Annotated in this window: 18 protein-coding genes; 8 read left to right on the forward strand and 10 right to left on the reverse strand. The window is 51.5% G+C overall.

Features of this window, described 5'->3' with window-relative positions:
• Positions 1 to 8: 8 nt before the first annotated feature.
• The 6 genes from FOA19_RS07360 to FOA19_RS07385 form a co-directional block, all read right to left on the reverse strand.
• Positions 9 to 2,411: a T9SS type A sorting domain-containing protein gene (locus tag FOA19_RS07360; RefSeq protein WP_149090094.1), complete on the reverse strand. Its 2,403-nt coding sequence runs from the start codon at positions 2,409 to 2,411 to the stop codon at positions 9 to 11.
• A 536-nt stretch (positions 2,412 to 2,947) separates the two neighbouring features.
• Positions 2,948 to 6,532 carry an IPT/TIG domain-containing protein gene (locus FOA19_RS23750; protein ID WP_149090095.1) on the reverse strand — a complete coding sequence of 1,195 codons (3,585 nt, stop codon included), beginning with the start codon at positions 6,530 to 6,532 and terminating at the stop codon, positions 2,948 to 2,950.
• 397 nt (positions 6,533 to 6,929) lie between these two features.
• On the reverse strand, positions 6,930 to 7,625 hold the full coding sequence (locus FOA19_RS07370; protein ID WP_149090096.1) for a metallophosphoesterase family protein: 696 nt from the start codon (positions 7,623 to 7,625) through the stop codon (positions 6,930 to 6,932).
• A 192-nt stretch (positions 7,626 to 7,817) separates the two neighbouring features.
• Complete coding sequence (locus FOA19_RS07375; protein ID WP_149090097.1) at positions 7,818 to 8,060, reverse strand: hypothetical protein; 243 nt, start codon at positions 8,058 to 8,060, stop codon at positions 7,818 to 7,820.
• Between the two features lie 55 nt (positions 8,061 to 8,115).
• Positions 8,116 to 8,403 carry a hypothetical protein gene (locus tag FOA19_RS07380; protein WP_123128571.1) on the reverse strand — a complete coding sequence of 96 codons (288 nt, stop codon included), beginning with the start codon at positions 8,401 to 8,403 and terminating at the stop codon, positions 8,116 to 8,118.
• A 66-nt stretch (positions 8,404 to 8,469) separates the two neighbouring features.
• Complete coding sequence (locus FOA19_RS07385) at positions 8,470 to 9,327, reverse strand: SDR family oxidoreductase (protein ID WP_149090098.1); 858 nt, start codon at positions 9,325 to 9,327, stop codon at positions 8,470 to 8,472.
• Positions 9,328 to 9,496: 169 nt separating this feature from the next.
• Between FOA19_RS07385 and FOA19_RS07390 the strand changes: the two genes are divergently transcribed.
• The 6 genes from FOA19_RS07390 to FOA19_RS07415 all read left to right on the forward strand — a co-directional run bounded on the left by FOA19_RS07390 (position 9,497) and on the right by FOA19_RS07415 (position 13,996).
• Entirely contained in the window at positions 9,497 to 9,772 is a 276-nt protein-coding gene (locus tag FOA19_RS07390) for a 4a-hydroxytetrahydrobiopterin dehydratase (RefSeq protein ID WP_262713903.1), read from the forward strand.
• Between the two features lie 105 nt (positions 9,773 to 9,877).
• Positions 9,878 to 10,567, forward strand: a complete 690-nt coding sequence (gene rsmI / locus FOA19_RS07395) for a 16S rRNA (cytidine(1402)-2'-O)-methyltransferase (protein WP_123128574.1) — start codon at positions 9,878 to 9,880, stop codon at positions 10,565 to 10,567.
• Entirely contained in the window at positions 10,539 to 12,188 is a 1,650-nt protein-coding gene (lnt, locus tag FOA19_RS07400) for an apolipoprotein N-acyltransferase (protein WP_223808772.1), read from the forward strand. Before rsmI ends, lnt begins: the two co-directional genes overlap by 29 nt.
• Before the next feature lie 103 nt (positions 12,189 to 12,291).
• Positions 12,292 to 13,092, forward strand: coding sequence for an inositol monophosphatase family protein (locus FOA19_RS07405; protein WP_149090101.1), 801 nt, complete (start codon positions 12,292 to 12,294; stop codon positions 13,090 to 13,092).
• A 131-nt stretch (positions 13,093 to 13,223) separates the two neighbouring features.
• Entirely contained in the window at positions 13,224 to 13,406 is a 183-nt protein-coding gene (locus tag FOA19_RS07410; protein ID WP_149090102.1) for a FeoB-associated Cys-rich membrane protein, read from the forward strand.
• A gap of 257 nt (positions 13,407 to 13,663) precedes the next feature.
• Positions 13,664 to 13,996, forward strand: a complete 333-nt coding sequence (locus FOA19_RS07415) for a hypothetical protein (protein ID WP_149090103.1) — start codon at positions 13,664 to 13,666, stop codon at positions 13,994 to 13,996.
• A gap of 39 nt (positions 13,997 to 14,035) precedes the next feature.
• Here the strand turns inward: FOA19_RS07415 and FOA19_RS07420 are convergent, their stop codons facing one another.
• From FOA19_RS07420 to radA, 4 genes are all read right to left on the reverse strand, one after another.
• Entirely contained in the window at positions 14,036 to 15,016 is a 981-nt protein-coding gene (locus tag FOA19_RS07420) for a mechanosensitive ion channel family protein (protein WP_149090104.1), read from the reverse strand.
• Positions 15,017 to 15,124: 108 nt separating this feature from the next.
• A complete protein-coding gene (locus FOA19_RS07425) occupies positions 15,125 to 16,150 on the reverse strand; it encodes an SPASM domain-containing protein (protein WP_149090105.1) in 1,026 nt (341 codons plus the stop codon).
• A 183-nt stretch (positions 16,151 to 16,333) separates the two neighbouring features.
• A complete protein-coding gene (locus tag FOA19_RS07430; protein ID WP_149090106.1) occupies positions 16,334 to 17,776 on the reverse strand; it encodes a TlpA disulfide reductase family protein in 1,443 nt (480 codons plus the stop codon).
• An 87-nt stretch (positions 17,777 to 17,863) separates the two neighbouring features.
• Complete coding sequence (radA, locus tag FOA19_RS07435) at positions 17,864 to 19,243, reverse strand: DNA repair protein RadA (protein ID WP_149090107.1); 1,380 nt, start codon at positions 19,241 to 19,243, stop codon at positions 17,864 to 17,866.
• 204 nt (positions 19,244 to 19,447) lie between these two features.
• On the opposite strand from radA, the gene FOA19_RS07440 reads away from it, so the two are divergent.
• Both FOA19_RS07440 and FOA19_RS07445 read left to right on the forward strand, forming a co-directional pair.
• A complete protein-coding gene (locus FOA19_RS07440) occupies positions 19,448 to 19,903 on the forward strand; it encodes a hypothetical protein (RefSeq protein ID WP_149090108.1) in 456 nt (151 codons plus the stop codon).
• 199 nt (positions 19,904 to 20,102) lie between these two features.
• The gene (locus FOA19_RS07445) at positions 20,103 to 21,176 is read left to right on the forward strand and encodes a hypothetical protein (protein WP_149090109.1); all 1,074 of its coding nucleotides are present in this window, start codon (positions 20,103 to 20,105) and stop codon (positions 21,174 to 21,176) included.
• The last annotated feature ends 59 nt before the right edge of the window (positions 21,177 to 21,235 follow it).

The following is a 21,235-nucleotide window of genomic DNA, read 5'->3' on the forward strand; positions in this document are numbered from 1 at the left end:
TGTTCTGGTTATTGCTTGATAAGGCGCTGGGTAAGCCGCTCGCCGTTCAGCTCGGTTACCAACAGGTAAATCCCTGATTTTACCTTAGCCCCAATCACCAAGTCTGACGCTGACGTGCCTTTGGCCACTTTGATTTTTTTCTCCAAAGCCACTTCGCCGTACTCGGTCATAAGCTTCACGCTCATTTCGCCGGCTTTCTCTGCGTTTACGGTCAGCTTCACTTTATCGGTGAACGGGTTTGGGGAAGCCTGCACCGCCGCTGTGTACGCCTTGTTGTCTACTTTTACTGTCTGGCTGTAGGTGAAGGTGCCATCTGCGTTGGTGCGCTTCAGGCGGTAGTAGTTGGCTGGGCCGGCTGCCGGGCTGAAATCCTCTGCATGGTACACCGCGGTAGCTGCGTTGGCGCTGTTCTGTCTAGGAGCCTTAGAAATGATGGTCTCGAACTCTTTGCTTTCTGGGCTAGAGGCTCTTTCTACATCATAAGTCGCTGTTATCTTTCCAGGGGCCATCCACTTCAGTTTAACGGTTTTCGCGTTCCAATGGGCGATGAAATCCATTTCTTCTACTGTGGCAACTGGCTCTTCTTTTACCGGCTGCGAAGCCACAAAATCGATGGCTGAGTAGCCGTTGTGCAGGTAGAATTCGGAGAAGTCTGTGATGCCTGCCACTTCGGCGGTAAAGTAATTACCGGTGGAGCTGAAAGCTGTTCCAAGAAGATGGTTTGTGATAGAACCTGCTTCGGTGTTGTCTGTGTACAAGCAGTTCTCACTTGGGCCCGAACTGCTGTAAGTGGTAAAAGACAAATTCTCTAAAGTGGTTACCTCAGGAACTGCATTCTGGTAGGCTTCTACTTCAGATTTCAGTCCGTAGAACCTTATTCTGACTGGTTTGTCTGCGCTTGGCGCTGTAGTGGATTTGAGTCTCCAGTTTCTGGCCAAGGCCTTGATATCGGCTCCGTCAGTGCTTTTCAAGGTGCGGGCATTCTCTGAGCTCACTGCAAAATCAAGGGAGACCTCTCCTAAGCTGTTTCCTCCATCATTGAAGGTAGCCACTACCTCGCCCTCAAATTTGATTTCCTGCCAGGTTCCGGAACCCGTTGACGTTACGGATGCAGATGATTTGCAGGCATTATAATCTGAAGTGCTTTTAGGCGTGTAAATGGCAGATCCGCAGCTTAAGAAGTTCCAGCCAGTGGTATTTCCAATTGATTGGCTAGATAAGCCTGCATAGTAGGCTCCCGGACCTGTAGCCGTAACATCAGAAATAGTCAGGTAGTCTGTACAGAAACCGAAAGACGAAAAGTTAACGTTGGCTGTTTGGCCCGCAACGGAAGACTGAATAGTAGTTAATGAACCAGCTCCAAAGGTAAAGAGGCTTTCAATGGTTTGGTTTTGGCCTGCCTCCAGAACAAGCGTGTTGCTCTCCGTTGCAATGGCTTGCTTGGGGAGGGTGATGCTTTTGAAGGTATTGCTATGGTTCACGTATGACCGAGGTCCGTGAAGCGTCACTAATTTATAAGACTTACCCCCACCGTTGAAAATATGCGTTTCAGGGCCGTTTATTGTAAAAGCGGCAGAATCTGCCTTCAGGGTTAAGGAAGGAGATACATTCCAGGTACTCAGGTTCTCAAGAGCAGAGTTGCCCAAGTCTAATGATCTAGCTTTGTCACTAACCGAGTTGAAGGCATTGATGGAGATTGGATATCCGTTGGTCTTCAGGGAGCCTTGTTGCAAGTTGATGGTGCCGTTGGCGCTTACCCTTATCTGGCTTTGCAAGTCCCAGCTTCCAGATCCGTCAAACGTCAAAACTGTGCCCGGGGCAAAAAGTCTACCCTCAAAGTTAAGCGGAGCATTCTCCGTTGCGGTTTTGAAGTTCAGGAGGAAGCCCTTGGTGCCCGTAAAGGTAAGATCAAGGTTTGCCTGCAGTGCTCCGTGTACATTCAAGGTTTGGCCATTTCCGTCAAAATTCGTAGCCCGGATGCCAGTCCAAGAGATGTTGTTCACGTTTGCCTCCTGGTCTAAGGTGACTTTCTGCCCCGTAAATAAGAAGGAGTTAATATCAAACACTATGTTGTCTGCCGCCGTTGGTAGTGTCTGGTGTTTCACTTTCCCTCCGCTGGTGGTTGCCCAGTGGCCTAGTTCACTCCAAGCGCCGCTCCCGCGGTTTGTTGCTCCAAATGGAACCCAGTAATAAGTTTTGCCAGTGGCCGTGGTATCTTCTAATTCTGCGGCAGATTCACCCTTGGGTGTCCAGGCTAGTTGAGCAAGATTCAAGATGGAGCGGATGTTTTTGGACTTGGCTGCTCTGGCATAGTGGCTACTACCATAGGTGTAAGACAGAGCTCCGCTGGCCAGCACCAAACAGAGGGTGACGTACATCACCTCCTTTAAACGGGTAAAGTTTCTAATCATAAGTGATCATTAAAGGGGTTAGTAATTGGATTGTAAATTGTGGTTGTGTTTTAAGGATAATTCTATTGTAAAGCTGCAGTTGTACTTGCGTTCAAGGTTATACTTATTACCTAATAATACTTGTTTGATTGATCGCGTCTGATCTAGAATATTATACCAATCTCTTCTATTAAGTGCTGTAACAAGCTATTCAAGTTTAAATCATTCTATTTTGAGTTCTAATATATAGTATAAATATATATAGACAATAAAAGGTATATAAATCTATTATTAATATTAAAAAGATTATAAAATATGGTGTTCAGATGATATCAAATTGTCAACTCTGCACTTCAATGAGGCATTACTGTAGATAGTTGCACTTTCCTCATTGAAGTATAACCGTGGTTAGTGGTAAGTTCTTAGAGGTATAAAAACCTAGAATTATCTAGGGTAGCCGTCAAAAAGCAATAATCCTTTTCCTGTTGTTTTTCAAAAATGAGGGCATAAAAAAGGGGAAGCATTCGCTTCCCCTTTTTCGCTAAGACAAATTTGTATTACTTCTTAATGACTCTTAAAGTAGATACCTGCCCATTTAGTTCTGTGGTAAGAATGTATAAGCCGGAGCTGAGTGAAGTATTGTTCACTGGGATTTCGAGGGTTGAAATTCCGCTTTCTATATTGAATATTTGCTCGTAGGCTTTCTTGCCAGTTACATAATACAGCGCTACCGTTAACTTGCCAGCTTTCTCTGCTGCAACTTCCAGGTTAAGGGCATCTGTATTATCAAATGGGTTCGGATAAACCTTCACTGAAGAAGATGCTATAGTTGCTGAGCTTTCTACAACAATGGTTTTGCTGTACTCCACGCTTCCGTCTAAATCAACTTGCTTCAACCGGTAGTAGGTCACGGCGTTGTTGGTTGACGTGCGATCTTCTGTTGTGTAAGAAGTCTTAGAAGTACTGTTCACCACTTTGCTGTTCACTCGTTGAACTGTCTTGAATTCTGTACTATTTGGGTTTGCAGTGGCTTGTACCTCAAAGTAAGCATTGTTTCTTTCCGAAGCAGTAGTCCAGGCTAAAGCAACTCCGTTAGAAGTTCTTTTTCCAGTAAACTCTACCAGTTCAACAGGAAGTGTAGTAGGCTCAAGAACTAAGAAGTCTGCCTGAGCAACACCACCCTGTGTCATCACTGCCATTGGGCCTGAAGTAGCACCTGCCGGAACTGTGACTGTGATGGTATTAGGGTCTTCATTTGTGTACTCTGTAGCCTCAGTGCCGTTGAAGGTGATTGAGCGAATGTTGCTCAAGTTAGACCCTTTAACAGTAATGATTGCTCCTATCAATCCAGAATTTGGTGATAGAGAAATAATGCTAGGAGATACATAGAAATCGGTTTGTGCCTCTCCCCCATCGGTGGTCACCACCAGCGGACCAGAGGTCGCCCCTGCGGGGATAGTTACCTGTAATTGCGTTCCGTCCTCGCCCAGGGTCCCGTACTGGGTGGCGGGGGCCCCGTTGAAGGTGATGCTGCGCACGCTCACCAGGTTGGTGCCGTAGATGAGCAGGGGCTCGCCTACCGCCTTGGAGGCAGAGGACAGGGAGGTGATGGTCGGGGCCGGAGGGGTCACGGCGAAGTCGGTGGCGCTCTCGGCGATGGTCTCGCCTTCCTCGTTCAAGACAACGATTCTGCCCGTCACGGCGCCTTCGGGCACGCGGCCGGAGATGGAGGTCTCGGATGGCCTGTCAAGCTCCTCGGCGAAGAGCACCTGGCCCGCCGCGTTGTAGAAGCCAATGCCGGCCACCTCGGGGAAGTTGGTGCCGTTCACGGTCACCAGCGTGCCGATCGGGCCGCGCTCTGGAGTGAACGAGGTGATAGCGGTCGAAACTACGAAGTTAATCTGTGCCTCTCCCCCATCGGTGGTCACCACCAGCGGACCCGAGGTCGCCCCTGCGGGGATGGTTGCCAATAATTGCGTTCCGTCCTCGCCCAGGGTCCCGTACTGGGTGGCGGGGGCCCCGTTGAAGGTGATGCTGCGCACGCTCACCAGGTTGGTGCCGTAGATGAGCAGGGGCTCGCCTACCGCCTTGGAGGCAGAGGACAGGGAGGTGATGGTCGGGGCCGGAGGGGTCACGGCGAAGTCGGTGGCGCTCTCGGCGATGGTCTCGCCTTCCTCGTTCAAGACAACGATTCTGCCCGTCACGGCGCCTTCGGGCACGCGGCCGGAGATGGAGGTCTCGGATGGCCTGTCAAGCTCCTCGGCGAAGAGCACCTGGCCCGCCGCGTTGTAGAAGCCGATGCCGGCCACCTCGGGGAAGTTGGTGCCGTTCACGGTCACCAGCGTGCCGATCGGGCCGCGCTCTGGAGTGAACGAGGTGATGGTGATTCCAATAACGGTAAAGAAAGATTTTGCCGAACCCCCTGCAGTTGTTACTACTAGATCACCCGTTGCCGCCTCTTCTGGTACAACTACAACTAATTGGTTGCTGTTAACTGACATGTACTCAGTAGCAGTTATGCCATTGAAGGTAATGCTTCTAATACCATCTAGATTGGTCCCATTTATAGTAACTTCTGTGCCTATAGGTCCAGAAGATGGACTTATGTTCGTGATAGAAGGAGCTGGGATAATAACTGTAAAGCTAGTTTGGGCAGATCCTCCAAGGGTTGTTATCACTAAATTGCCTTGGCCTACAGTTGCCCCAACAGGTACCTTCACTGAAATTTGTGTTGCGCTTACAAGAGTATATTCAGTTGCATTTTGGCCATTGATGGTGATGCTTTGGAAGTTCTCCTTTTCAAAGTTTTTGCCATTAACTGTAATCAGTGTGCCAATCGGGCCTGAAGTAGGAGTGATTGAGGTAATGGTTGGTGCTGGAATGATAGTAAAAGAACTGCCAGACGTAGTTGAATGTAAAGCATTCCTAACAGTAATTGGTCCAGTGATAGATCCAGTTGGCACACTTACAGTTATTCTGTTGTCATTCACCACAGTCAAATTGCTGCTTGGTTTGTTGGAGGAGAAAAGGACTTCTGTAGTGTTAATCAGATTAGAACCATAGATATCTACGGTTGTACCAAATCCCCCAGATGTTGGAGTGAAGGAAGAAATTACTGCTGGTAAAATCGTTCCGGTACCCGTTAAGTTAACAACGTAGTTTGATTCGTCTGAGTCATTGTTTCTGATGGTTAATGATGCTCTCTTATCAAATATAGTGCTAGGCGTAAATACTACTTTGAAAGTAGTTTCTTCGTTAGGCTGCAACGTTCTTAAAGAAGGGTATTCAACTATCTCAAACTGACCTGCTGGATCTTCGCTCGTGATAGATAAAGCAGGTTCTGTTTCTGGTGCTGTAAGCAGCAGAGGCTCTGAACCAATGTTTTTAATAGTAAATGTAGTGGGGCTGCTAGTCGTTTTCACATTTTGAGAGCCAAACGAATAAGCAGTTCCGTTGCTCACAACGGTTTTGCCAGATACTGTAACGTCTATTTCTGGAACAGTGGTTCTTTTGGTAATGCTTACTTGGTCAATATAAATGCTTGTTGCGCTATTTGAAGAAGAGTTGATCGAAATCAAACGGAACCGGATGCTTTTAGTGTCAGGCTTAAGTGAAGCAGTCATCACATGAGAACTGTTAAGGCCTTTTCCCGCTAAACTGGTAAAGGAAGCTTCTGGTACTGGATTGTAAGTTCCATTAATGGTGGATGACTCTTCTACCACAAACTGGCCTGTAAAATTTCTGCTACTTGAGTTTGTGTTCGCTAGAAAAGTAAGTTTTTCAGGTTTGTCTGAAAAGTTTACTTGCACAATAGATCCGGCGGCATTGAAGTTAGCCACTGAGGATGATGATGTATTTTGAGCTGGATCTGAATCTGGGAGTGCGGTGTTGGTTAGGTTAGTAAATGAGGGATCATTTCCTAAGTTTAACTGAGACCAACCCGGAATTGTTGACGGAGAAGTCAATAGGGTTTTCCATTTACCACTGTAGGAGGTAGGTAAATTTGTGGTTGCAGTTCCAAGTGTCTGTGCCTGCGCCTCCAGCATAGGCGTTAATCCCAACAGTATCAAGGCTAATAATAGCCAGACCCTGCTCACATTCTTTTTCCCGGAAGCACTTCTTCTGAGTAAATTTTTCTCCATAAACGCTACTGTATAATTGATAAACCTTTTTGTATTTATATTCTAGTTTGCTTGCCTCTGCTCTTTTGCCAGTATCCTTGTCGTTCTTCTTATTTAAATATTGCTACTCAATATGTAAGTATAAATACTTGGTTGTCTCGCTGGGAGGAGGCGAACTACGGGTAAAATTACTAGAATGTTTAAGATTGTCTAAATAATCATTATAATTTTTTTGGCATTAGATTCTAATGGTTTTCGGGAAATTGATAAAGGATTATTATGTAAAGTGGGTTTTTGGCTAATAGAGAAGGTTTTTGCAAATAGCTGCAAGAAATAGTTATCTAGTTAATTAATATTAAATATAAATATTTACAGTATATATTAATAGTCTTAAATATAGTGTGTAAAATATCCTAAACTACTTCACTTTTATGGGATAAGGTTGGTCTTGGTTATTTATTGTAAATAGTCCTACTTTATCTAAGTTGAAGGCACATAGGTTGCCCAATTCTGTATTCCGGTAAAAGACACATCCGGCATCCAAGTTGATGGCAGGTCTTTTTTTGGTTATCGCTTTTTCAATGGTGGAGGTGGGAACAGGAACGTGGCCGTGGAGGAGGCGGCGTTCGCCGAGTTTGGCAAGGGTGGGTTGCATGTGCCTGGTGTTCAGGAGAAGGTGGTTGCTGGTAAGCAGCGGATTGTGGAGGCTGAAGTCTAAGCCGGCGTGTACCAGTACATAATCATCCAGCACCACCATGAGCGGCATGGATCTAATGAAGGAGAGGTATTCTGAGTCGATGTCCTTGAAATAGGTTACGCCAAAGTTGTCTAGGGTTTTCTGTTTGTCCTCAGGGGTGAGCCAGACGGTGTGTTCTCCCTGGTCAACGGCATCTAGCAGGAGTTGGTCATGGTTGCCCCGGATGCAGGTAAGCCGGTAGCCTTGGCGCTGGAGTGAAAAGATGTAGTCCAGAACACCTTTGCTGTCTGGGCCTTTGTTGATGTAGTCTCCCAGTAGGTAAAGATGGTCCTGGGGTTGCAGTTGGATCACTTCTTCCACCATCTTCCGGAAAGTGACAAGACAGCCATGTATATCTGAGATTGCGTACCGGGCCATGATGAAAGAGTTTAATAAAAGTTATAACTGGATCTTTTGGTAGGTGAAAACGATAGAGAAAAGAGATGGGCAATAGATATAAGCCACTTTATTAAGGTGTTTAGCGCCCTTTTTTGACGAAACTGCCCAAAAACGGCACAAAAAAGCACCTCCCGTGCAGGAGGTGCTTTTTCTCTTCAAGGGAAGAATTCATCAAGAGCCGCCGTAGCTGGGCTTATTGATGTCTGGTTTATGGAGATTGCGGTTAGGATGGGTGATGGCCTCCGGTGCAGGATCACCGTTGTCATCCAGGAATCTTTCCGCTATTTCTTCGCTGCGCTGAATTTCCTCAGGGCTTCCCGCAGTTTTCATGCCGGCTTTGCTGATGCCTTCGTCGGTTGGTTGACCTTTCTGTGACTTTGAGTCATGGCTGGTGTTCTTGCTTTTATATGGCATGAGTTCCTCCTTTATCTATTTAGTTAAACAATTAAAAAAAGCGTTGAAAACGGCATCAGGTGCCGCGGCCTTCGCCGTCGGTGCGCATGTTGTCTTTAGGCGGCTCGTTGCTGTCAGCCTCCTCGTTCACGCTCACGCCGGTTGGTCCGTCTGAGCTGTCAGAGCCGTAGCCTTCTTTGCCGTCGCGGTTCCCGAAACCACCGCGCTGCGCTTCGTTTTTGGGCGGATCTGCACCTGGTATAATATGCCCCGCCATCATGTCTTCCATGTTGGTGGCGGTGTCATCTATCACCCGTATCGGACGATCATGTCCGTTCGGGTGGCCGTTATTGTCAGTAGCCATAGGCGTATGTTGTTAGAGGTGATAAGTCTACCTTTTTACTCCTTTCCACGTGGAAAGGTTGGAGCTTTACCCACCAATCTGCTCGCCGCCGTTCACATGAATGGTCTGCCCCGTGATGTAGGAACCATCCTCAGAAGCCAGGAAAACATAGGCAGGAGCCACTTCGGCAGGTTGACCCAACCGGCCCATGGGCTGGCTTTTGCCAAATTCGCCTACTTTCTCCAACGTGGCCGGAATAAGCGGGGTCCAAATAGGGCCCGGCGCCACGGCATTCACCCTGATGCCTTTTTCAGCGAGGTTGGAAGCCAGCGAGCGGGTGAAAGAGGTAATGGCGCCTTTGGTAGCCGAGTAGTCCATGAGGTGGTCTGAACCGCGGTAAGACGTGATGGAGGTGGTGTTGATGATGGCATCGTCTTTCTGCAGATGGTTCAGGGCCGCCTGGGCCACGTAGAAATAGGCGAAGATGTTGGTCCTGAAAGTTTTCTCCAGTTGGTCAGGCGTAATCTCGCGCAGGTCTTCCCGCTCGTGCTGCTCGGCCGCGTTGTTCACCAATACATTGAGCCCGCCCAATTCTTGCACGGCTTGTTCCACGCATTGTTTGCAGAACTGTTCGTCGCGCAGGTCACCGGGGATGAGTACGCACTTCTGCCCTTCGGCCTCTACCATTTTGCGGGTGTCTTGCGCATCTTGCTCCTCATCCAGGTACACAATGGCCACATCGGCGCCCTCGCGGGCGAAATGCACTGCCACTGCCCGCCCTATGCCGCTGTCGCCGCCCGTAATCAGAGCTTTTTTGCCCTTCAGTTTGTCGCTCCCTTTGTAGTTCTCCCGGATGACGATGGGCTCTTTTATCATTTCATGCTCAAGGCCAGGCTGATGGTCCTGGTGCTGATCTGGAACTTCCTTCGGATATTCTGTTGCCATAATTTTTGAGTAGATGTTTAATCTATGGATATCTTCTTCTGAAGCTGCTCTTTAGCAGGCCGCTCCCTTTTTACTTATCTCAGGAAGAAGAGATACGTTTTAGCATCGTTTTCCAGAAAACAGAGTAAAAACACGGAGACAATAAGAGGCAGAAAACCCCGAGAGACCAATCCTTCAACCTAACCTAACGGCCAGTGCCATGTGGACCGAAAAAGACAACCACCTTACCCGCAGCTTCAAGTTCCGGGATTTCAAAGAAGCCTTCGCGTTCATGACGGAGGTGGCCGTGGTGGCCGAGGAGATAAACCATCACCCCTGGTGGAGCAACAGTTACAACAAAGTAGAGATCAGGCTCACCACCCATGACGCCGGCCACACCGTCACCAACCGAGACCACGTGCTTGCGCAGCGCATCAGCGTTTTGGCGGAGCGCTACGGCGTCTAGTTCCTGATTTAAGCCCGTTTTCTTTAAATTAGCTTCAAAACAAACCACCCAACTCAGAACTCAAGACGCAGAACTCAGGACTGAAATAATCAGTATCTTTGGCTTATGGCCGAACCCGTAGAAGAGACCAGTCTGTATTTAGTGCCCACGCCCATCGGCAACCTGGAGGACATCACCCTCCGGGCGATCCGCATCCTGAAAGAGGTGGACGTGGTGCTCGCCGAGGATACCCGCACCAGCGGCAAACTGTTGAACCACCTGGGCATTGACAAGCGCATGCACAGCCACCACTTGCACAATGAGCACAAAGCCGTGGCGCACCTGGTGGAGCGTCTGAAGAAAGGCGAGAAAATGGCCATGGTCTCCGATGCCGGCACACCCGGAATCTCGGACCCCGGTTTTCTGTTGGTAAGGGCTTGCGTGCAGGAAGGCATCAAGATTGAGTGCCTGCCCGGGCCTACCGCGTTTGTGCCCGCCCTGGTGAAATCAGGCTTCAGCACCGATAGGTTTACGTTTGAAGGGTTCCTGCCCATCAAGAAAGGCCGGCAGACACGGTTGCAGAGCCTGGCCCAGGAAGAGCGCACCATGATTTTCTACGAGTCGCCGCACCGGGTTTTGAAGACGCTGGAGCAGTTCAAGGAGGTGTTCGGGGCGGAGCGCATGGTCTCGGTGAGCCGTGAAATAAGTAAAATGTTTGAGGAAACCCTTAATGGCACCTTAGAAGAGATGGTGCAGACGTTTACTACCAAAGCTATAAAAGGAGAATTTGTCATTGTTGTCCAAGGAAACAAATAGTCGTTTTTACCTCCCGGTACTGGCGTTCCTGAGCGCCTTTTTGCTGTGGTTGGGTTGGCCGGTGAAACCACTGGCCTTTGTCTTGTTTATAGGTTGGGTGCCGTTCCTGCTGCTGGAGAAGGCCATTTCGGAGAAAACAGCCCCTAAACGCGGGCGCACGTTTTTCAAGTACGCCTATCTCACGCTGCTGCTCTGGAACATCTTCACCACCTATTGGGTGAGTTACTCCACGCTGGGCGGCGGCATCGCGGCCGTGGTGTTCAACGCGCTGTTCATGATGATGCCCATGATGGCTTTCTTCTGGACCAAACGGGCCGTGGGGAAAACCATTGGCTACCTAAGCTTGCCTATTTATTGGATCGCGTTTGAGCAGTTTCACCTGAACTGGGACCTGAGCTGGCCTTGGCTCACCTTGGGGAACGGGTTTGCCTCTTTGCCCAGTTGGGTGCAGTGGTACGAGTACACCGGTTTCCTGGGTGGCTCTGTCTGGGTGTGGGCCGTGAACCTGCTGGTGTTCCTCGCGCTGACCTCGCCGGAGAAGAAAAAAAGCAAGTGGGTTGCCCCAGTCCTCACGTTTGCCTTGCCGCTGCTGCTGTCCTTTATTATTGGAAGCCGGTACCAGGAGAAAGGCGAACTGGCCGAGGTAGTGGTGGTGCAACCCAACGTGGACCCGTACAAAGAAAAGTTTGAGGGGGGCGAAGGCTACATTCCGTTTGAGGAGCAGTTTGCCCGTCTCCTTAAATTGTCTGAGGAGCAGATCACGCCCAACACCAAATTCGTGCTCTGGCCCGAGACCTCCATCAGCAACGGCATTAACTGGGAAGAGAACTTCGGGCTGAGCCCGGTGAGCTACGCGCTGCGCGATTTCCTGAACCGTCACCCTGGCTTAGAATTGGTGTCCGGCATCACTTCGGCGCGGCTGTACCCAGATTCTACCAAGCGGAGCAGCACGGCAAGGTTCCATGAGCAGATCGGTTATTACGATGTCTACAACGCGGGGCTGCACTTCAAACCAACCGGGCAGCATGAGTTCTACCACAAGTCCAAGCTGGTGCCTGGCGTAGAAAAGACGCCTTATCCGGGCGTGTTCAAAGCCTTGAAGATGTTCGCCATTGACTTGGGCGGCATCGCCGGGAACATGGGCACCCAGGAAACCCGGGCCGTTTTCAAACACAGCCAGTACCCGAAGCTGGTGGGCGCGCCGGTGGTCTGCTATGAATCCATCTACGGCGAGTACGTAAGTGAATATATCCGCAACGGGGCCAGCGCCATTTTCATCATCACCAACGATGCCTGGTGGAGCGACTCGCCGGGCTACAAGCAGCATTTGGCGTACGCTTCGTTAAGGGCCATTGAAACCAGACGGGCAGTGGCGCGTTCAGCCAATACGGGCATCTCTGGATTTATCAACCAGAAAGGCGAACTGCTGCAGAAATCGGGTTGGTGGGTACCGGCGGCCATGCGTGGGCAGATCAGGTTCAACCAGGAGCAGACGTTCTACACCCGCTACGGCGAGTTCATCGGGCACGGAACCCAGTGGCTGGCCCTGGGGCTGGTGGTATTGGCGCTCGCGCTTTGGCTTACCCGCCGCGCTAAAAGCCGGGAGGTCTCGGTAGCATAGATTCCGTTTTCGGGCCGTTTTACGGAAATCGGCGTTGAAACAACTCAATAAGCTTATAGTCCCTTGTGTGCCGCTGGCGAAGGGTTCAGATAACTAGAAAGACATGAAAGACGTATCCGCTCTCCGCGACCAGGTAGTACAGCTCACCAAAGAGGTAGGCAAGTTCATTTTGCACGAAGCCTCCAATTTCGATGTCTCCAAACTGGAGCACAAGGGCCTGAACAACCTGGTCTCGTACGTTGACAAAGAGGCCGAGGAGCGCCTGGTGGCCGGACTAGAGAAATTCCTGCCCGAGGCCGGCTTCATCACCGAGGAGGAAACCAAGTCTGAGCAAGGCGAGGAATATAACTGGATCATTGATCCGCTGGACGGTACCACCAACTTCATCCACGGCCTGCCGGTGTATTCGGTGAGCATCGCCTTGATGCAGAAAGACGAGTTAATTATTGGCGTAGTCTATGACATTACCCGTGACGAGTGCTACCACGCCATCAAAGGCGGTGGCGCCTTCTGTAACGACCGCAAGATCTCGGTGTCCGATGCCCCTTCCCTCGCAGACTCGCTCATCGCCACTGGTTTCCCCTACTACAGCTTTGACCTCATGCAGAAATACCTGCAGGTGATGGGCTCTTTCATGCAGGGCTGCCACGGCGTGCGCCGATTGGGTTCTGCTGCGCTGGATCTGGCTTATGTGGCCTGCGGCAAGTTTGAAGGCTATTTTGAGTTCAACATCAACTCGTATGATGTAGCCGGAGGCGCGCTGCTGGTGCAGGAAGCCGGCGGCCAGGTCACCGATTTCAGGGGTGGCAAGAACTACGTCTTCGGGCGCGAGATCTGCGTGAGCAACAGCCCCAAGGTGCAGCAGGAAATGCTCCAACTAATTGAGCCGTTCTGGAAAGAGTAGCTCTGGCGGCGTTTAAGAGCTGTTTTTTATAAATCGGCTTAGAAACGGCGCAGGTAGTTTCAACCGTGAAACCAGCGATTTACGGCGCTTCGTTAAACTATTTTTACCTTTGCCGGCGTTACCCACATGTTATGGTACAGGAAATCATCATTGTCTTTATCTTTCTTCTGGCGGCGGGCTATCTGCTCCGGATGGGCTATAAGAGCTTTTTCTCCAAAGAGGCCGGTTGCGCCAAAGGCTGCGGTGGCGCTTGCTCTACCATTGACCTGGCCAAGATCCAGCGCGAGATAGAAGCCAAACAGGCCACCAGATAAATATCTGTTTTCATCGATATACCTAGAAAGCCGTTCCCGCAGGAGCGGCTTTCTGCTTTTCAGAGGGTTTTAGTTTAGCGGCTCTTTTTCTGAAAACAGGCCTAAAACGGGTTGTCAAAGCCTGCCGCCGGGCTTCATGGGCAAGTTCAGGCGCCGGAAATATCATTTATGTTGAATATTGCTGGCAACCAGACCGGATTTTTACGTATAGTTCAGAAACTACCCATTGACACAGAAAACATCTAAGATATCAGGTTATGCAAGACAAAGAACAATTAACCAGCCAAGTAAAAGTAGAGGCGAAGCTCAACCAGGAGGGCTATACGGAAGACTTCAGAGTGACCGAGGAGAATCGCCTCGTAAACCTGAAAGGCGACAAAAGCTATAGCGTGGAAGACGTGAGAATCGTGGATTTCTACCGTTTTGAAGGCGACACCGACCCAGATGACATGGCCATTCTCTACGCCCTTGAGTGCACAGACGGCACAAAGGGAACCATCTCCAACTCTTACGGCCCTTACGCCGACCAGAACGTGGATGCTTTCCTGAGACAGGTAGAAGACCTAGGCAAGAAGATAGACAAAAAGTAAGCTTTGCTTTTTAACCCCCTAGACCAAAACGGCCGGAGATCATTCTCCGGCCGTTTTGGTTTGGTCCTGGTCCTCAGAAGGGTCCGGGTCTTTGGGAGCCACCTTTAGTTCCACCGGGCGGTCCAGCCCGGCGGGTGGTTCCTTCATCTCAATAGACAGGTCCTTGCCGCCTTTCACCCCGAAGTTGAGCGTGGTGATGGGGAACGGAATCTCAATTTTATGCTGGTCAAAGGCTTTTTTGATCTTGATGATGGCTTCGCTCTTGGCGTACACAAAGTCTGTCTGGCGCTTGTACTGGATCCAGTACCGTACCAGAAAGTTGATGCTGCTCCCCCCAAACTCCTCGTACACCACCTCCACTTCTTTGCTGTCAATCATGTTCCTGATACCCACCATGGCGTCTTTCACCACCTGCTGCACCCGTTCCAGGTCCTCTGCGTAGGAAACGCCTACCTTCAGGTCAATCCGCCGGATGCCGTAGTGCGAAAAGTTCGTGAGCGCCGATTCAAACACCTTGCGGTTAGGCACCTTCACCAGCTCGCCGGTTTGCCTTCTGATGTCCACGGTGCGCAGGTTGATCCGCTCAATGGTCCCGAAGTGCTCGTTGGTTTCTATCACATCGCCTACCACAAACGGTTTCCTGAACGCGATGATCACCCCTGAAATGAAGTTGGCGGCAATGTCCTGAAAGGCGAAACCCAAGGCCAAACCGATGATACCAGCACCCGCTAACAACGTGGTGACCGTCTTGTCCAACTTCAGGATACTTAGGGTGAAGAAAATACCCAGCGTCAGGGTGGCCACGTACACCGTGGTGCCCACCAGGTTGTTCAAGGCGCTGCTGTGCGTGAACCGGATGAGCAGTTTGTCTGAAGTCTTCCGGAAAAGCCGCGCGGCAAAGAAAGTAAGCACCAGTACCAGCATGGCCAGAAACAGGTTGGGCAGCATGAGTACTATCTGCTTCAGCCAGATCTCCAGCTTGCGCCAAAGGAGTTGAAACGCTTCGTTGATTTCAGTCACAGATAAGAGAATTGAATAACTTAGAAACTCCGCCCAAAGCCTAGGCTCCGGGGCTAAATTCCTCATACGGAATATAAGGCAATCCAGCTAAAGAAAGCAAAAGGGTTTCTAGCCCCAGACTTTGGTGCCCTCAGAGCAGTTGCGGCACATCTCTATCTGGCCTCGGCCCTTGAGCAAAGAACCCCTGAACTTGCGGTATCCATCGCTTTTCCAGAGCTGCTTGAAGCTTTGCTGCTGTAGGTTGCCTAATCTGTAATGCGCGTCTTTGTCAAAGCAGCAGGGCACCACCAGGCCATCCCAGGTGATGACGCAGGAGTGCCACATCTTCCAGCAGCCGTCAATAAGCTTGTTTTTGAGGGTATAGGTGCCGTTGGGCTGCGCCTGGTAGCGCGAGTAATAGTCTATGGTAGGAATGAGCGGCGAGCCCTGGGCATAGTCATAGATCTGCGCGGTCTTGAACCAGACATCGTCCACGCCCAGCTCTTTGGCCAGCTGTTTGGCGTCTTCTATCTGGTGCTCATTGGGGCGCACCACCAGAAACTGGAAAATAAGATACGGGGTCTTGGATTTGAGCTCGCGCTTGTATTTCACCAGCCGTTTGGTGCCCTCCAGCACTTTGTCCAGCTTGCCGCCTACCCGGTACTGTTTGTAGACCTCCTGCGTGGTGCCGTCCAGCGAGATGATAAGCCGGTCCAGGCCAGATTCCACGGTTTTGCGGGCGTTTTCCTCGGTCAGGTAATGGGCGTTGGTAGAAGTGGCGGTGTACAGGCCTTTGCCGGAGGCGTATTTCACCAAGTCTAGGAACGAGGGGTGCAGGTAAGGCTCGCCCTGGAAATAGAACAGCAGGTACAGGAGCCGATTATGCAGCTGGTCAATGGTCTGCTTGAAAAGTTCGTTGGAGAGCATGCCCGTGGGGCGGGTAAACGACCTTAGGCCGCTGGGGCACTCGGGGCAGCGCAGGTTGCAGGAGGTAGTGGGCTCAAAAGAGATACTGACCGGGTCTCCCCAGTGGCGCGGCTTCTTGGTGAGGCGGGCCAAAGCGTAGCTGCTCACCACCTGCAGCGCGTTCCAGGCGCGGCGCGGAGTAAGCTTAGACGCCAAATTCAATCCATCCTGAAACGTGCCTCGGGTCAAATGCTTTTTATATTATAAAACAGGTGCCACCTTCAGTAGGTAGCACCTGTTCCTGTTTTAAACCTGTTTAGGCAAAAGTAGGCAAAAAAGGCGAGGCTGCGTGCTGCAGCGGTGGCCAGTTTCCTTTGTTATACTGAGACCTGTATCTTGAAAGGTGCCCGAAAGTTTGGGTTAATCTATGCCCTACTTCCTGGCGGTCTTCCGGTATTGGTCCACGGCGGCGGCAATGTCGCGGGCCCCTTCGGCGTGGCCGGGGCGGCGGGCATTGGTGCTGATGAGGGTACCGTCTGGGGCAATCATGAAATAGCCCGGGAAAGATTTCACATCATAGTCCTTCAGGATCTTGGCCGAAAGGTCTGGCGCGTAGAGGTGGATGCCCGGCAGTTTCTTCTGCGCGATATTTGCCTTCCAGGCATTGAAGTCTTCCCCTACTGATACCTGCAGCAGCACAATGTCTTTCTCGGCTAACTGTTGGGCGAAGTATTTGTAGGCTTGCTGGTCTACGTTGCAGATGCCGCAGTGCGTGCGCCAGAAGCCCAGGTACACAATCTTATCCTTGAATTTGCTCAGCGAAACGCTGTCGCCGGTAGAAGACAGCAAGGTGAACGCCGGGGCGGGGCTGCCCAATCCTACCCTTCTGAACTGCTTGTACTGCGCGTGCACAAACGAGAGGAAGTTCTGGTCTTTGGCCTCTTTCTGGAAATCAGTGTACATGGCATCGGCGTCTGGCACGTACCCGAACCTGAAAGCCTGCGAAAGGATGCGGGCCATCATCATGTCACGCGCGGTACCCTGCAGTTCCTGTTTCACCAGACCGTACATCACCGGATAGTAGTCACGCTCCAGGTTGGCTGGTTTCTGCTCCAGGGCCCGGTATTGGAAGTAGTTGTTCAGGAAATCCAAGTAAGCCTGGTTTCTCATCGCCCCTGGAAAGTTGAGGTTTACCTTTTTGAGGAAGTCATAGTAGTTGGGCGAAAGTTGGGGCGGCAGATCCCCCACGCGTTTGCGCACGTCCACGTAGGTGAGGCGGTCATTGGCGTACCCGAATTCAATCTGCGCCCGTGCGTAGCCTTTGAAGGCCTCAGAGACTTTGGCGTTTTTCAGAAATTTCTCCAGGAACTTGATCTGGTCTTCCCGACGCTCCTCTAAAAAAAGCAGGAACTCCTTTTCCCGTTTGTGGATGTTGTCTGGCAGCACCTGGTAGTCTTCCTCCTCTTCAAACTTGCGCTCAAACTCCAGCAGGAAGTTGTTCTCGTCAAAACCCTGGCCTTTGAATTTCACCGTGGAGATAAAGTCCTCGGCATCGGCGCGCACATCTAGGTTATCGCCGGGCTGCAGGAACAGCATCACCGACTCAGGGCCGTGCACCAGTTCGGCCAGCATGGGCTCATTAACCGGGGCGGTGAGGGTGAATTCGCCGTTCTTGGACAAGGCCACCGTGTGCGACTCACCGGAATAGGAGGCCGGAACGGTGTAAAGCTCCAGCAGCACGCTATCGCTTACCGGCTCGTTGATTCTGCCGGTGATGGTGACCGTGCCCTGGGAGGCGTGAGCGGAAATAGTGCTAAAGCAGAGCGCCAGGCCCAGCACTAAAGAAGTCAATAATCTGTGAGGGGTGAAAGACATCTTGAAAATCAATAAAGAAGATACAATCTTTGATTCAGTAATGGTTTTCTAACGCCACCAGAAATAAAAATAGTTCAAAGGGTTGGCTTATCCAAATAAACCGCTGAAGACTTCCTCCAACCTGCTAGCCGCATGGATTCTGATGTTAAACCGGCTCAGGTCTACCCCTTTTTTGTTGTATTTAGAAATGAAAATGTCCTGAAAACCCAATTTCTCGGCCTCTGAGATACGTTGCTCAATACGGTGCACGGCCCGCACCTCGCCCCCTAAGCCCACCTCAGCGGCAAAGCAGGTGGTGTGCGGAATAGCCACATCTTCAAAGGAAGAAAGCAGGGCGGCGCAAATGGCTAAATCCAAAGCGGGATCTTCCACTTTCAAGCCTCCGGCGATGTTTAGAAAGACGTCCTGCATGCCCATTTTAAAGCCCCCACGCTTCTCCAGCACGGCCAAGAGCATGTTCAGGCGCTTGGCATCATAACCAGTGGTACTGCGTTGCGGCGTGCCGTACGTAGCGGGCGTGACCAGGCTCTGCACCTCAATGAGCAGCGGGCGGTTGCCTTCCATGGTGCCCCCGATGGTGATGCCACTGAAAGCCTCCTCGCGCTGCGAAATAAGAATCTCAGAGGGGTTGCTCACCTCCCGCAGGCCGGTGCCCAGCATCTCGTAGATGCCCAACTCAGACGTGCTCCCGAAACGATTTTTAGTCGTGCGCAGGATGCGGTAGGTCATGTGGCGGTCGCCCTCAAACTGGAGCACAGTGTCTACCATGTGCTCCAGAATCTTAGGTCCGGCCAGGTTGCCTTCCTTGGTGATGTGCCCGATCAAAAACACCGGCGTGCCGCTTTCCTTCGCGAATTTGAGCAGCTCAGCGGTACACTCCCGCACCTGGGCCACGCTGCCCGCGCCGCTTTCAATAAAGGATGAGTGCAGCGTCTGGATAGAGTCAATGATCAGGACATCAGGTTGGAGTTGCTCTATCTGCTTGAAGATGTTCTGGGTGCCGGTCTCGGTGAGGATAAAGCAGTTGGGGTGTTTGGCGCCCAGGCGCTCGGCGCGCATCTTGATCTGCTGCTCGCTTTCCTCGCCGGAGATGTACAACACGCGCTGGCTGCGCAGACTCAACGCGATCTGCAGCATGAGCGTGGATTTCCCGATGCCGGGCTCACCGCCGATAAGCACCATAGAGCCGGGCACAATGCCGCCGCCCAAGACGCGGTTCAGTTCGGCGTCCTCGGTGACCACGCGGGCCTGCTCTGAGTAGGTGATCTCCCCGATGGGTTTGGGTTTGCTGGCCACCTGTTGGCTGCTGGTACCCACTTTCCAGGCGGTGGTGGGCGTCACGTCCTCGCGGGCCACTACTTCTTCTACGTAGGTGTTCCACTCGCCGCAGGCCGGGCAGCGGCCTATCCATTTAGCCGACTGCGCCCCGCAGCTCTGGCAGAAATATGCTGTTTTGATTTTAGCCATAAGATTGATTTTCCGCGCCGCGAATACGGCGAAGGTAAGAATCCGCGGTAGTAACCGGGTACAGAGATAACAACTTCTATCCTATAATTACTCCGTTCTGGGCCGCATTTTCCAAAAATAAACCAAAATCACGCGCATCCCTTTCTTCTGTTCAGCCATTTGGGCGCGGTTTTCGTTCATAGATTTCTAGCTAAGTACAAGACCATGAAGAAGATAAAAACCCTTACGTTGTATTTGTTCTTTCTGCTGTGTGCCGGCTTCTCTCTAACCGGTTGCCAGACCACGGCGCCAACAGGCACCGAAAACCAAGCCAGCACGGCCAATGCCGAGGAAGACACCACCCCAGCCGGACCCCGGTTCTCGCCGCAGCGCGTAGACGTGCGGGGCACCATCACCCAGCGGGAATATAACCAGGGCCAGATGCTCATCTTGGTGGAAGGTTTCCCCGATAGATTCTCCCGTTTTGGGCGAGCAGTGGTGCTGGTGACGCCTATTACCCAGATTGTGGGCCTGGACGGGAAATCCATCAGCCTGAGCGAATTACAGAACGGGCAGCAGGTGGCGGTGCAGTTTAGAGGCAGGTTCCGGGAGTCGGTGACCGGTTTCGCGGCCCAGGCGGTGGCCCGCAAAATGTGGATTGAGCCGCTGGGTGGCTACTAGCACTGCTTCAGCTTAAACACGTGGCTTTGGCTTTGATGAGACGAACGCGCAGCTTCTGGTGGTGATGTAAGCCGAGCCCGGAAACTGGAGCAGGCGGGAACCAGGCTTGGCCGGAAAGTTGTAGTGGAAGCCTATGCCCTGATTATGAGGCGATTTTTGTAAATTGCACGCAAATCAGGTTTGGCTTCTGTTTACCTATATGTCTGGGACTTTTCTTCGTTCTGCGCTGGCTTTTTGCGGGCTGCTTTTTACTTTCTCCTTCACCCTATCGGCGCAAGCCGGCAAACCCATCAAGATCGCGGATCTGGAATTGCAGGTAGCGGGCACCGGGCAACCGGCCACGCAGCTGCAGTATGCCTTCCAAGCCGGGGATGTGCTGGTGCTGGACCTGGAGAACAAGGCCAAAACGATCTACAAGGTGACGGTGCAGGAGTATTTCTCTTCCTCGCCGCTGTACAGCACCGAGGAAACTAAGAAACTGAACAACCTGCGCCTCACGGTGCCGCAGAAATCGGTGTACACCATTACGCTGCAGAGTTTGTCGCAGACCAGCACCAAAAGCCATTTCACGCTTACCCGCATTCCTAAAATCGAGGCCACGCAGAATTTCAACACGCTGGTGGCTTGGCGCACGGTCAAAGACACCGTTTGGACCACCGCTACCGAGAAAGTACTGGTGAAGAACGACCTCAAATCTGAGACAATAGTAGACAAAACCTTCCGCCTGGCGTCACTCACCAACATCACCAGCAACAACCGCAGCACCGAGCGCTTCAAGCTGCCGGCCGGTACCAAACACTGGGTGTACTGGGTGGGCGTAGGACAAGAATCGGTGGAGGCGCTACAGGAAACGGGCAAGACGCTGGCCAAAGGCGCCACGGCCCTGCTCACAGGCAGCAATCCGTTGGTGGCGTTCGGGTTAGGGCTGTTGCCGCAGCTGCCGCAGGTGAAATCCAGCGGATACATCAGCTACCACCTGTTCAACAAGAACAACGCTTACCTTTTCAAGGAAGACGAAGACGGCTGGAAACCCTACAGTGTGGCCAGCGGCAAGGACGTGCTTTCTGATTACGGCAAGGTGCTGATCAACCAGACCCCCAAGACCGATGATAGCTACCTGTACCTGGGTTTTGAGAACCCCAGCACCATCACCGGCCTGGACCTTACGTTGAAAGTGGTGGCGTTCATAGACAATCCTGTGTACCAGACCCGCACCGTGCGCAAACCGGCCAAGATCACCACCCGCCGCGAGCCTATCTTGGCCGCAGACTAAATCTGCTTTCGCGCGCCTTTTTGGGAAACAGGCCAAAAACAGAAGTAGTATCTTTGCCG

The organism is Rufibacter hautae (genome assembly GCF_008271695.1).
In the GTDB taxonomy this organism is placed as follows: Bacteria; Bacteroidota; Bacteroidia; order Cytophagales; family Hymenobacteraceae; genus Nibribacter; species Nibribacter hautae.